The sequence below is a fragment of the Paraburkholderia silvatlantica genome (assembly GCF_003096715.1).
In the GTDB taxonomy this organism is placed as follows: Bacteria; Pseudomonadota; Gammaproteobacteria; order Burkholderiales; family Burkholderiaceae; genus Paraburkholderia; species Paraburkholderia silvatlantica.
The window spans coordinates 258,093-270,427 of sequence record NZ_QEOL01000008.1 but is presented as its reverse complement, the minus strand read 5'-3'; the positions used below and the strand labels follow the sequence as shown (position 1 = coordinate 270,427).

The 12,335-nt window shown below is 62.8% G+C and carries 13 protein-coding genes and 1 pseudogene; 8 read left to right on the top strand and 6 right to left on the bottom strand.

What is annotated here, in order from left to right:
• Positions 1 to 198: pseudogene (locus C7411_RS13925) on the top strand (amino acid:proton symporter); the annotation flags it as partial.
• 148 nt (positions 199 to 346) lie between these two features.
• On the opposite strand, the gene C7411_RS13920 reads toward C7411_RS13925, so the two are convergent.
• Entirely contained in the window at positions 347 to 1,099 is a 753-nt protein-coding gene (locus C7411_RS13920) for a hypothetical protein (RefSeq protein WP_110384873.1), read from the bottom strand.
• Between the two features lie 17 nt (positions 1,100 to 1,116).
• Entirely contained in the window at positions 1,117 to 2,577 is a 1,461-nt protein-coding gene (locus C7411_RS13915) for an amino acid permease (RefSeq protein WP_110384846.1), read from the bottom strand.
• Positions 2,578 to 2,872: 295 nt separating this feature from the next.
• Between C7411_RS13915 and C7411_RS13910 the strand changes: the two genes are divergently transcribed.
• On the top strand, positions 2,873 to 3,178 hold the full coding sequence (locus C7411_RS13910; RefSeq protein WP_110384845.1) for a hypothetical protein: 306 nt from the start codon (positions 2,873 to 2,875) through the stop codon (positions 3,176 to 3,178).
• A gap of 91 nt (positions 3,179 to 3,269) precedes the next feature.
• Here C7411_RS13910 and C7411_RS13905 read toward each other — a convergent pair whose 3' ends face one another.
• Together C7411_RS13905 and C7411_RS13900 are read right to left on the bottom strand one after the other, a co-directional pair.
• On the bottom strand, positions 3,270 to 3,560 hold the full coding sequence (locus C7411_RS13905) for a cupredoxin domain-containing protein (protein WP_042263691.1): 291 nt from the start codon (positions 3,558 to 3,560) through the stop codon (positions 3,270 to 3,272).
• Positions 3,561 to 3,652: 92 nt separating this feature from the next.
• Positions 3,653 to 4,588: a metallophosphoesterase family protein gene (locus C7411_RS13900; RefSeq protein ID WP_110384844.1), complete on the bottom strand. Its 936-nt coding sequence runs from the start codon at positions 4,586 to 4,588 to the stop codon at positions 3,653 to 3,655.
• A gap of 252 nt (positions 4,589 to 4,840) precedes the next feature.
• On the opposite strand from C7411_RS13900, the gene C7411_RS13895 reads away from it, so the two are divergent.
• The 3 genes from C7411_RS13895 (at position 4,841) to C7411_RS13885 (ending at position 6,678) form a co-directional block, all read left to right on the top strand.
• Positions 4,841 to 5,623, top strand: a complete 783-nt coding sequence (locus C7411_RS13895; protein ID WP_110384872.1) for a hypothetical protein — start codon at positions 4,841 to 4,843, stop codon at positions 5,621 to 5,623.
• Positions 5,620 to 6,024 (top strand): DUF2158 domain-containing protein, encoded by a 405-nt coding sequence (locus C7411_RS38900; protein ID WP_110384843.1) that lies wholly within the window; start codon positions 5,620 to 5,622, stop codon positions 6,022 to 6,024. The genes C7411_RS13895 and C7411_RS38900 overlap by 4 nt, the downstream gene beginning before the upstream one ends.
• A 240-nt stretch (positions 6,025 to 6,264) precedes the next feature.
• Complete coding sequence (locus C7411_RS13885) at positions 6,265 to 6,678, top strand: hypothetical protein (protein ID WP_133253656.1); 414 nt, start codon at positions 6,265 to 6,267, stop codon at positions 6,676 to 6,678.
• A 14-nt stretch (positions 6,679 to 6,692) separates the two neighbouring features.
• On the opposite strand, the gene C7411_RS13880 is transcribed toward C7411_RS13885, so the two are convergent.
• Positions 6,693 to 8,639, bottom strand: coding sequence for a putative bifunctional diguanylate cyclase/phosphodiesterase (locus C7411_RS13880; RefSeq protein WP_110384841.1), 1,947 nt, complete (start codon positions 8,637 to 8,639; stop codon positions 6,693 to 6,695).
• 208 nt (positions 8,640 to 8,847) lie between these two features.
• On the opposite strand from C7411_RS13880, the gene C7411_RS13875 reads away from it, so the two are divergent.
• The 3 genes from C7411_RS13875 (at position 8,848) to C7411_RS13865 (ending at position 11,107) form a co-directional block, all read left to right on the top strand.
• Entirely contained in the window at positions 8,848 to 9,078 is a 231-nt protein-coding gene (locus C7411_RS13875; RefSeq protein WP_110384840.1) for a hypothetical protein, read from the top strand.
• Positions 9,079 to 9,187: 109 nt separating this feature from the next.
• Positions 9,188 to 9,595 carry a hypothetical protein gene (locus C7411_RS13870; protein WP_243413142.1) on the top strand — a complete coding sequence of 136 codons (408 nt, stop codon included), beginning with the start codon at positions 9,188 to 9,190 and terminating at the stop codon, positions 9,593 to 9,595.
• A 159-nt stretch (positions 9,596 to 9,754) separates the two neighbouring features.
• Positions 9,755 to 11,107: an MFS transporter gene (locus C7411_RS13865; RefSeq protein WP_110384839.1), complete on the top strand. Its 1,353-nt coding sequence runs from the start codon at positions 9,755 to 9,757 to the stop codon at positions 11,105 to 11,107.
• Positions 11,108 to 11,131: 24 nt separating this feature from the next.
• Here the strand turns inward: C7411_RS13865 and C7411_RS13860 are convergent, their stop codons facing one another.
• On the bottom strand, positions 11,132 to 12,301 hold the full coding sequence (locus C7411_RS13860) for a GNAT family N-acetyltransferase (RefSeq protein WP_110384838.1): 1,170 nt from the start codon (positions 12,299 to 12,301) through the stop codon (positions 11,132 to 11,134).
• Between the last annotated feature and the right edge of the window lie 34 nt (positions 12,302 to 12,335).

Here is a 12,335-nt window from a genome sequence, read left to right as displayed (position 1 = left end):
ATCATGGCGCTCCTTTCGCTCGTCGGCAGCAGGCAGTTCGGCGGCAGCGGTCTGCTTCCCTACGGCTGGGACATGCTGGTCGTCGCGCTGGTCTCGCTCGTGTTCTATTACTGGGGCGTGAATTCGGGCTACCGCTCGCCGTACCTCGCGGAACGCGAAGAGCACGATGAGGTGCTCGAAGGCATCGCAGTCCATTGAACGTTGATTGCCTGTTGTTTGCCTGTTGTTTGCACCGTAAGAAGGCGATCTCAGCGGGGCAAATCCGGTGGTGGATTTGCCTTGCCAGTCGATCGCCCGTAGCCGTCTCAAAGCCGCCGTTCGTGCTGTCGACGCTGGAAGGTCCACGTCACATCGTTCCGCTGCCACTGCCCGCGCCGCCAGTGCCGGAAGAGGGGGCGGACGTCGTGGTAAGCGGATGCGCGGCGCCCGCAGCGGACAGCAGCGAGATGGCGGCCGGATCTGGCATGCCATTCGCGCCGATCGCGCCTGCTGCCGCCAGCGTGCCTAAATCGCTATCGACGCCTGCCTGGCCAACCGTGAAGGATGTCGTGAGAAATGCCGGCGCCGTCAGTGTGACCGCGTAGTGCTGCTGCAGATTCGTGACGACAGCGGATTGCGCAGCCTGCACGTCGGACGGACTGCCCAGTACCTGCTGGTACTGCGAGCTGGTTGAAAAGCCAGCTATCAAACCACTCCCGGTCGTGCCGAGTTGTGAGGCAAGGTAGACGAGCATCAGCTCGGTCTCTGGCGTCGTATTGAAAGTGCCCCCGGCGAACGCCACCGAATGCAGGCTCATGCCGCCAGAGCTTACTGTGAGGATGCAGGGAGGCGTGGCATTGAACGTAATCGCGTAGTGTCCACCGCCGTCGGACAGGGTGGACCCCGAGCCCTGAGCGCAACTGAGATTGACCGTGGCGTTGGCGATCGCCGTGCCGGTGGCGGCCGTGCCGGAGATGGCGACGTTTGGCGTCACGGTTGTGCCGCCGCAACTGCCGAGGCCGATGCACGAGTTTCCGCCGCAGGCGGCAAGCGCCGCGAGGGAAGCCACGCAAAATGCAGCCCGCGCCGGGCGAACGGAACAAGCGTGGTGAGCGCTCATGGTGTCCGCCGTTGCCGTCATTCGCGCTCCGGATGGCGCAGTCGCGAATGATGCCGGCCATAGGACATGTAGATCAGCATGCCGATCAGCAGCCAGACGATCAGCCGTACCCAGGTGATGAGCGGCAGTCCCACCATCAGCAACACGCAAAACGCGATTCCGAGAATGGGGACGATCGGCACGCCGGGCGCGCGGAATGGACGGCTCGCGTTGGAGTCGCTGCGCCGCAGATACATGACTGCTCCACACACGAGCACGAACGCAAACAGCGTTCCGATGCTGACCATCTCGCCTAGCACGCCGATCGGCGTGAGGGCCGCCACGATGGCGACGACCGTGCCGATCATGATCTGGCTCCGATGCGGTGTGTGCAGGCGCGGATGGACGGTTGAGAACAGATGGGGAAGCAGTTTGTCCTCCGACATCGTGAAGAAGATCCGGCTCTGCCCATAGAGCAGCACGAGTATCACCGTGGTCAGCCCGGTGAGCGCGCCGATCTTGATCAGTACGGAAAACCAGGTGAAACCAATGGCGTCGACGCCCTTGGCGATCGGATCGGGTACGTTAAGTTGTGCGTATGGAACGAGTCCGGTCAGCACGGCGGCCACCAGGATATAGAGCAAGGTGCAGATGATCAGCGATCCGAGTATCCCGATAGGCATGTCGCGCTGTGGCCGTTTCGCCTCCTGGGCGGCGGTCGATACCGCATCAAAGCCGATGAACGCAAAGAACACGACGGCGGAGCCACGCAGAATGCCGCTTGCCCCGAAGCTGCCGAACGCGCCGGTGTTGGGCGGAACGAATGGATGCCAGTTGGCGGGATGCACGAAGAACGCGCCGATGGCGATGAAGGCCAGCACGACCGTCAGCTTGATTGCGACCATCACGTTGTTGACGCGTGCCGACTCCCGCGTGCCGAGCACCAGCATCATCGTGAGAATCGCGATGATCAGCACGGCGGGGAGATTGATGGTGCCGGCGACAGCCGAGCCGTCAGGCAGCTGGACCGTCGTGCCGGGCGCGGCAGCGAGCGTGGGCGGAATGTTGATTCCGACGTTGCGCAACAGACTGACGATATACCCTGACCAACCGACTGCAACCGTCGCGGCACCCATGGCGTACTCGAGAATCAGGTCCCAGCCGATGATCCACGCAAACACTTCGCCGAGCGTCGCATAGGTATACGTGTAGGTGCTCCCGCATACGGGGAGCATGGCGGCCAGTTCGGAGTAGCAGAGGCCGACAAACGCACACGCAATGCCGCCCAGCACGAAGGACAGAATGATGCCCGGTCCGGCAAATTGCGCTGCCGCCGTGCCGGTGAGGACAAAAATACCCGCGCCGATAATGGCGCCGATTCCCATCGCCGTGATGCTGGGCGCACCCAGGGTCTTCGACAGCGCGCGGCCGCCTTCGGCATCGGCGCTTCCTACTATGTCGGCGACGGATTTGCGCGCCGTGTAGCTCGTGTCAGCCATGACAGGTTGTCCCATTCAACTGTGACGGGAAACGACTCGATTCGGCTTACCTTACTTCTTTAGAATAGACACAGGCGCGAGTGGGCGAAGGGTAAGTTTTCGGTTAATCGAACGACGACGACCGGCTTGCGTGGGCAGAGATGTTTCGGAACGCTTCACGTGCATCGGCAATGTGGGATCCGGTATATGCGCCACGCGTATCGCTGGATTCGTCGGCGTCATTGATGGTCCGCCGTCCGGGCAAAGTTCATGCTCGCGCGGGCAGTTCGGCCGGACGGCGGCCAGGAGAGGTGGGATGGGCAACGACAATCCGTCGCCGAGGCGCGCGACATACGAGAAAGGGATCCGGATCGGCGAGTACGGATGGTTCGGCCGGCTGGCGGCCGTCGTCGTCAGCGCAATCGTGCTGGTGGTGGCAGCGATGCTGTCGGTGGTGCTGCTGGCAGTGCTGTTCGGCGTAGGCGCGATTGTCGCCGGCTATCTCTGGTGGAAGATCCGCGCGCTGCGCCGGCAGGCGCGCGAGTTCGGCGACGACGGCCGGACCGTCGACGTCGAGGTCGTGTACAAGGATTCGCACGGCGACGATATCGCGAAACGCTGACAATATAGGAATGCTACTGATTGTCGGTGCGACGCCTGCGGGCGCGGCTGGGCCATATGAGGTCATGCCGCCGCGCCATGAGCGCCCGTTGCTACTGCACCGTGATGGTGGCCTTCATATACGGGTGAATACCGCAGAACACCTTGTATACCCCCGGCTTGTCGAACTTGAACTGATACGTATCGTTCTGGTCGAGCGCGGCGGAGTGAAAGACGCCCGCATCGTTGACGACAGTATGCGGTTCGCCGTCCATATTTTTCCATGTCACCGTGGTGCCCGCCTTGACCGTGAGGGCCATCGGCGAAAACATGAAGTTCTTGATGACGATCTGATTGGGCTCCTGCGCCTGCGCGGCAGACAAACCAAAGGTCGCCCCCGCCATGAGTATCCCGATCCCGTAGAAGAGGGCGAACGCGCGACGATAGTGAATGGAGAGCATGGCTCGGATCCTTGTTCAGTGAGCAAGACGCAAGGTCAGGCGAGGGACGTGTCGGAAAGCGTCGCCGCGAGGGGGTGGCGCGTGATACGGATACTGGTTACGCCAAGCATCTTCGGCAACTGATCGCTTGCGACCTTGAGCGGCCCGGGTCCCGGGCCGTCGCCGGCCGTCGGTTGCGGATAGGCCGTCGAGCGCGCCGTGTGGAACGTGATATTGCCCTCCACCTTGGAAACGATCTGATGAATATGGCCATTGAGCACGGTCACCGAGCCGAAGCGCTTTAGATAATCCATTGCCTGGCCGGCATCGCCGGTGCCCCAGCCCCATGGTTCATAGATCGTCCACATCGGCATGTGCGTAAACACGACGATCGGCGTGCTCGACGTGCGGCCCTTCAGATCGTTTTCCAGCCAGGCGAGTTGGTCCTCGCCCAGGTTTCCCAGCCCGTTCGGCTTGAAATGCATGACGTTGACGAGTGCGATGAAGTGCACGCCGTTGTGGTCGAAGCTGTAATAGCCGCGGTTGTCCGATGCCTTGCCGAAACGCTTGAAGTATTCGCCTTGCGGGCCGTCGGTTACATCGTGTTCGCCGGGCGTGGTATGCAACTCCGTTATGTTGAGGCCGGACAGCAATTGCGCCGCCAGATCGAATTCCTCAGGTTTGGAGAGATGGGTGATATCTCCCGTGTGAATCGCCAGGGCGGGTTTGACGGGCATGGCGTTGACATAGTCGATTGTCTGTTTGAGCGTGCCCGCGACATCGGGATTGGCTTCCTTGTTGAAGCCAATATGCGAGTCGCTGATCTGCAGAAAGAGCGGAATACCGGCGTTTTCTTTGGAGCTCGCCGCCAGCGCCAGCTCCACGGGCGCGAGGACGCCTCCGGCCAGAACGAACACGGTGCCGGCACCACCAAAGGCGAGGCATTTCAGGGCATTGCGGCGTGACGGTTGGGAAGGAAGATCTGACGACATGATGTCCTCTCGACTGGGTTCAGGAAGTCGACCGCCGGTGCAACACGGAGCGCCTCCAGGGCGGGCTTCACGTGCAATACCGCGAGAGCAGCTGTTTTATTCCCGAATTTTTGCGCTGGCCGGGCACGGGAATAACCGGTGTGCGTTCGCGGTATGGCAGGCGTGGCACACGAAATGGCGGAAACCAATATGGACATCGTCGGCATGACCCGTCGCCGCTCGCGCGAAGCGAAAATCAGCATTCAATTCTTGATGCGCAGGCTTCAACTCACGTCGGGCCTCGTGATGCTGACGTATCTCTTTCTGCATCTGGTCAATCACGCGCTCGGCATCGGGTCGCTCGAGCTTGCCGGACGCGGTCTCGTACTCGCGCTGCGGCTTTGGCGCAGCACGCCTGGCACGATTGCGCTGTATGGCGCCGCGTCGGTGCATTTCGCGCTGGCATTGCACACGATTTACGGGCGGCGCCACTGGGCACTGCCCCCCGCGGAATGGATCCGCCTGTGGGCAGGGCTCAGCCTGCCGCTCCTGCTGATCCGCCATGCGGTGACGACCCGGCTTGCGTCATCGCTCTATGGTTTCGAACCCAACTACGAGCGTGTCATCGTCGTGCTGCTCGCGAGCGGCACGCAAGGCCTGCAACTCGCGCTGCTGGCGCCCGGCTGGATACACGGATGCCTCGGGCTGTGGTTCCGGTTGCGCCACCACGCATGGGCGCGTCGCATGCGGCTGGCGCTGCTGACCGTCTTCGTCCTGTTGCCGCTGCTTTCCGCAGCGGGCTTCATCCACATGATGCGAGCCGTCGAGGGGGAGAGCCACCTGCTTCCGCCTGTCGATGCCGCGCTCGCCGTCCATCAAGCCGCCCTCAACGGCGCACGCCGCGATCTCGTTACGCTCTATCTCGTCCTGGTTGCCGGCACGCTGTTCCTCGGCCAGTTGCGCAACGCGCTGGAGCGCCGCAGGCTGCGCCGGGAGTCGGTGGACGCCCGTTTGCCGGCACGCAGTGCGTCGTGCGGACAGGATGTCCACGAATGACTTCCGATGTCGAATTTGTTCCGATACGAAGGCGAAAACCTTATATTCAGCGCATGCGGACAAGGGCGAATATACGGGTTCCAGTCGTTGGCGAGAGCGGGGACGCTTCATCAGCGAGTCGCGAGAATCCGGGAGGGGACATGTCCGCAGTGTGTACGATTCACAGGGATTCGCGCTCCGAGACGTTGAGTTCGGTCGCCGCGCGATTTAAAGGCAGGACGGTGCGCCTGTGTTCAGGCGGGCCGTTGATGACGGTAAACCAGGTCGTGCCGACGGCATTTGGTCCGCAGCTTTCCTGTGCATGGTTCGAGTCGTCCGGGTCAACCAAACTGGTTCGGGCCGTGTTCAGTACCGATGCGGTTCAGTTCGCTTGCGCGCAGTCGGAAACTCAGACGCTGTAACCCGAATCGCGCATCAGCTGGCGCGATACGTCACCGCCCACGCCTTGCGCATCGAACGAATTGCCCGCGGAGCTCCTGCCAGAACGTTCACGATTTATCATTCGTGACGTGCGATGCCAAAATACGCAGATAGCCCCGTAACGAGGCGATGATCCGGCCCTCTTTGCCGGACAGCGCGCCTGCCTGTCGAAGACGCGCGCACGCCCTTGAGACCGGGACGCCGAATCCCATTTACCTGCCGTGAACCAGCGAATCCGTCCTCCTTTGCCGCCTGAATGGCCGTTTCCGCCGTATCGCGACGTTTGCGGCCGCGCCTTCGGCGATCTCGTCGCGCTTCAATATCGCGGCGCTGGCGTGTGGCTCTGGCGGTGCCGGTGCGGCGCCCACGTCACGGCCGCGCTGGATGCGGTGGAGGGCGGCCAGACGCGCGATTGTGGCTGCGGTGAGCAGCGCCGCGTGTGGCGGTCCCGGCCGGGCTCGCCTGCGCTGAAAGGCGGCGAGGTGTTCGGCCAGCTGACGACGGATCGTTATGCCGGCGATGGCAAGTGGGTTTGCCGGTGCGATTGCGGCAATGAGGTGACAGTGAGCGCCGGGCGCCTGCGGCTCGGCCAGGCGCGTTCGTGTGGCCGCTGCCTCGGCGCGTTAACCGGCTAAGCGATGCTCACTCGTCATTCCCCCGCCGGGCGAGCCATCGCTTCGCCCTCACTTTCGCACTCCAGAAAAGCCGCCACTGCTGAAGCTTCCATCGGGCGGGAACAGTAGTAGCCCTGAATGAGCGTTGCACCGAGCGCCGCGACCGTTTGCAGTTCGGCGGCCGTTTCCACGCCTTCGACGATGCAGTCGAGCGACATCTGCCGGCTGAGATTGAGCAGCGTGCGAACCACGGTGAACGCCGTCGTGCGCTCCTTGAGACCGCTTACGAACGTCCTGTCGATCTTCAGGCGCGTGAGCGGAAGTTTGCACAGGTACGAGAGGCTCGAATAGCCGGTGCCGAAATCGTCGACTGACAAACCGCAACCCAGCGCGCGCAGGACCTTGGCCGCTTTCTGGACCTGCTCGAAGTCTTTGGCCATCGCGGTTTCGGTGATCTCGAAGTCGAGCCGTGCCGGGTCGATGCCGCTGCTGACGATGCACCGGGCCAACTCTTTCATGGCGGGTTCACTGGCGAAATCATGCGCGGAGAGGTTGAAGGACAAGCGGATATGCGCTGGCCATTGCTTCGCGCAGGCCAGCGCCTTGGCAAACAGCGAGAGGGTCAGGCTGTTGATGACGCCGTTGCGCTCCGCGGCAGGAATGAATTCACCGGGCGGGACCGTGCCGAGCAACGCGCTTCGCCAGCGCGCCAGGGCTTCGAAGCCGACGGTGCGCTGGCGCTCGAGCGAGTAGATCGGCTGGAAGGCGAGGTCGAGTTCGCTGGCGAGATCGGGGGCGCGCAGCGCCTGGGCAATCCGCGACTCGCGAATGATGGCGTTGCGGTGCGTCTCCGAAAAGATGGTCACCGAACCGCGCGAGCGTCGCTTGCCTTCGTAAAGCGCGTAGTCTGCCGTTTCGAACAAGTCCGCCTTGTTTCGTGAAATGTGCGGATAGGTGGAGAAGCCGATCGTCGCCCCGAGACGAACGGAAATCTCGCCGACCAGTATGGGAGTTTGAAAAACATCGCAGAGGGTGCGGCCGAGTTGCGAGAGGCCGGCATCCGCGCAGTCGTCCGTGACGATGATGCCGAATTCGTCGCCGCCCAGCCGCGCAAGCGTAGTTGTGCCGCGCGCCGCGCCGGCGAGGCGCGACGCGACTTCGGCCAGCACGTGGTCGCCCAGCGAGTGGCCGTGAATGTCGTTGACGGACTTGAAGCCGTCGAGATCGACAAGGCCGACCGCGAGCCGTCCACCCGATGCCATGGCAGCATCGAAATGCCTGTCGAGCGAAGTGAAAAAGGCCCGCCGGTTAGGGAGATTCGTGAGACTGTCGATATTCGCGAGGCGCTTGTTTTCGGCTTGCGTGGCAACGAGATCCGAGAAGTTCTTGAAATGCGTGAATGCGACGACCAGCATTGCCAGCGAAACCAGCGACGTATCGATGGCGATCGCCTGAAATACACCATTTCCCGAACTCAGGAACGTGATGACGAGCGCGCCGTTGACAATGGCAGTGACGGTGAACGCTGCCTTGACGACGTTCATCAGGCAAAAGATGACGCCGACGACCGTGATGGCCATGTAAAAGGCGACATGAAGCTTGAATGCCGCGCCGCCATGAGGTAGCAGGGAGAGCGACCATGCCGTGAACGAAATGGAGAAGACCCAGGCGAGCCTGTCGGATTTGCGCAGGATCGCGACCGCATCTTCCGCACTCACACGGATCCTGGAGAGCCGCAACCAGGAGACGACGCGAACAAAGCAAAATCCAGTGAGCACGAGCGGACAGATCACGCCTTGCCATACGGGAATCTCGTTCTCGTGGGGCAGCACCACGCCCCACGTGTTGACGACCAGCAGCCCATACATCATGGGAAGCTGATAGATCATCACGCGCAACTGCGCCAGCTTCAGGGCTGCGCTGTTTCCGGCGAGGAAAGTGCGCCGAATCGTTCCCCAATACTGGGCCAGAACGTTGAACATGGTATTGCGAGTCGGTGCGGTCCCGTTGCAACAGCCGGGAACGAAATGGAATACGTCTGTTTACGACCGCTTGCATTATTTCTGGAGGCAACGCGCGTAATTTTCATCGTTGACCGTCGGGTGGTGACGGTGCGTGTTGCAGCGGGGTCCTGGTGTTCGCTCGCTGCCCCGGCCTAAAGTTCGCTTGGCCGTTGCCGAAATACCGGCCATGGCGCGCAAACATCCCGACTATCCCGACAAACCTCCGATCTGGGCAGAGGCTCGCGCGCTCGAGGCGAGCATTCGCGTCATCCGCCGCGCGCAAGGCAAGAAGAACCCCGAGGACTTCCCGGCGGGGAGCCCCGAATGCACGGCTGCCATGGATGAGTTCGTGCGCGATGTCTGCCGCGCCCTCGAGATCGATATCAACACGCTCGGCAAGGATTCCGGCGACGTTTAACGCTTGCCGTCCCGGTGGTCGGCGCTGCGCCGCCCGTTCGTATCTTCCGCACGCGGGAATGCGGTTTGCGTCCCCCGCAACAACCGATGACGAGTTCACGAGGTTGCGCGTGAAGACGGCTCTTACGCTCGCGTTGTCGTCATGTTTCGGCGTGGTGTTGCTCACGACCCAGCCAGCACATGGCGCAGATCCCACCCCCACCCCCGACGCCGCGCCGCCGTGCGGCAAGCTCGTGGGAACAAACGCCGCCGGCGGTTTCGCACTGCGCAGCGGCGAACCGGTCGATTTCGTTACCGCGGGACAGGCGACGCACGGCACGCTGCTCGTTTTCAGCGATGGACCCGTATTTCGCGCGTACTGGCAACCCGAAGGCAGCGAGGAGAAGTACGCACTCGCCAACGCCGGTCCGGACAGCGTGCGCCTCGTTTCGACGCCGCCGCAGGGCACACCGACCCGTGGCGCGCAGCCCGGCGGTACCACACAGCCAATGCAGGTGCTTTCGTGTCCGAAGTTTTAATTCGGCTGTAATGCTGATGCCGTTTCCGATCCGTATCCCACCATGTGAACCGTCCTTTCGTATCGCGCCGCGAGCGACTAGTCTTTAACGATTCCAAACGGACGGTCCGGCACGTCGCTGGCGCATCGCGCCGCGCAGCCGGCCTCGAAGGAGACAGATATGGAGCTTGAAACCCGCACCATGGCGCGCGTGACGGCAAGGCTCGTGCCATTCCTGATCGTTTGCTATTTCGTGGCGTATCTCGATCGGGTCAACGTCGGCTTTGCTGCACTGCAGATGAACAAGGCACTCGATCTTTCCGCGAGCGCGTTCGGCTTCGGCGCAGGAATCTTCTTCATTGCCTATTTCTTCTTCGAGGTGCCGTCGAACCTGCTGCTCGAACGTTTCGGCGCAAGACGCTGGATCGCGCGCATCATGTTCACGTGGGGCATTATCGCGGGCGCGATGGCGTTCATTCCGGACCTCGCCCGCATCACCGGCATGTCGAACGCGCACGTATTCTATGGACTGCGTATCTTGCTCGGCGTCGCCGAGGCGGGTTTCTTTCCCGGCATCATCTTTCTGCTGACGCTCTGGTTTCCCGCCAAATACCGCGCGCGCGTGGTGGGCTATTTCATGGCGGCCATTCCCTTGTCGACGGTGATTGGCGGCCCGGTTTCCGGCTCGCTGCTTTCGCTGGACGGCAGAGGGGGGCTGGCGGGCTGGCAGTGGGTCTACCTGATCGAGGCAATCCCCGCGGTCGTGCTCTCCGTCGCCGTGCTGTTCTATCTGACCGACAAACCCGCCGATGCCGGCTGGCTCGCCGACGACGAGCGCCGCTGGCTCGTCGATCGTCAGGCGCAGGAGCGTCGTCATCGGGAGAAAGTGCGCACGTTCAGCGTGCTGGAAGCGCTCATCAATCCGCGTGTGCTGGCAGTGGCGCTGATCTATTTCGGTGCGAATGCAACCAATTACGGCCTAAGTTTTTTCCTGCCGCAGATCGTCAAGGCGTTCGGCCTCACGAATGTGCAGACGGGCTTCGTCACTGCGCTGCCCTACGCGGTGGGCGTCGTTTCGATGGTGCTGTGGGGGCGGCATTCCGACCGCCGGCTTGAACGCAAGCGTCACGTCGCATTTGCGCTGGCCGTTGCCGCCGCCGGTATTGCGGCTGCCGCGGGACTCGATAATCCGGTGCTCAAGATGCTGGCGCTTTCCATCGCGGGCTTCGGTATTTTCGGTTGCCTGCCGGTGATCTGGACGCTGCCGGCCGCGTTCCTTTCGGGCGCGGCCGCGGCCGGCGGCATTGCCGCCGTCAATTCGCTCGGCAATCTGGCGGGCTTTTTCGGCCCCTACGCGATGGGCTGGATCAAGGACAGCACGGGCGGCTTCGGCGCGGGCCTGCTATGTCTTGCGGGAGCGGGGCTCGTGGGCGCGGGCGCGGCGCTCGTCCTCCCTCACAACCCGGCGCTCGAAACGCTCGACGACTCGCCGCAAACCGAAACGCACGGGGAGGGCGGTGTGGTGAGGCCGTGAGCCGCGCCTGGGTACGCCAGTGGCTCATTTCAGGCGCGCCATCACAAGCGTCGCGACTTTTCGATAGACGCGCCTGGCCTGGGCCCACGACAATGCCAGTTCGATGAGCCGCCCGCGTGCATTGAGCACGACGATACGCGATTCGTGCTCTGTTTCGCGATCCGCCCAACGCACCTTGTAGTCGCCATGCAGCGGCCGAAAGTCGAAATCAAGGCCATGGGCCTGAGCCCATTGCGCGATGTATTCGATCAACAGGTTCCCCACCGAAAACACGCTGAACGCCTCGTCATAGGTGGTGATCAAATACTCGACGCTGCGTGCGCCGACGAGATTGACCGATGCCGCCACCGGCTGCCCATTGACCCGCACATAGGCGACGAGCGGCAGGGTGGTCAGGTCGGTTCGCTTTGCAAGGTCGATGAAGAAATCGCGTACCCGGTCGTCCATCAAATAGGGCGATTCGATTCCGCGCTTGAGCGCCCATTGGCGCTTGTTGGCGAATAGCCACTTCAATACGCGCTCGGTGTCCCCGGCGCTATTGCACCACCCAAAACTGACTTCGCCTTCGCGCCGCAGCCGCTTCGCGCTCGAACGCAGCGCGGCGCGCAGCGTCGCGTGCCGCGTTGCGAGGAAATCGTTCCACGTGGGCGAGGCGCGCAGGTTGATCGAATAGCCGGGCATCACGCGCCATCGCTGCGGCAGCGCGCGCTGCACCCAGGACTGCGGCGCGGCGTCGAGCGCATGTTGCAGCGTGCTGCCGTTTTGCAGCATCGGAATGTGGAGCACGTCGGCGTGAATCCGCAAGACCGCCTGGACCGCCGCATCGTAGAGTTCCGCGCGCCGGGTGTCGGCGATCAGCGGGCCGCCGTATTCCTCGCCGCATCCGCAGCCCAGCGCCCGGGCCGTTCGCCACGCGCCTTTGCGCATGATTGCAACGGGCCATAGCGCCAGAAGGTCACGCGCGCCGTGCACCGTCGCGACTTCGACCTTCGCACCGTTCTTCAGCGCCGCCGCGACGGCAGCCTCGCAGTAGGCAAAGCTGATGAAAGGAGAATACGCCTCGGCTCCGGATAAAAGCGCGCGCCATTGGGGTTCGAGTGCACGAAACGCATCGATGGTCTCGCACGTGCGCAACGCGTACCGGAAGGAAGCGGCGGGCGACGACTCGTCTATCGCCGCGACGGAGGTCGGCACTTGTGTCTCCTCAATGAATTCGTGGTGCTTGTGA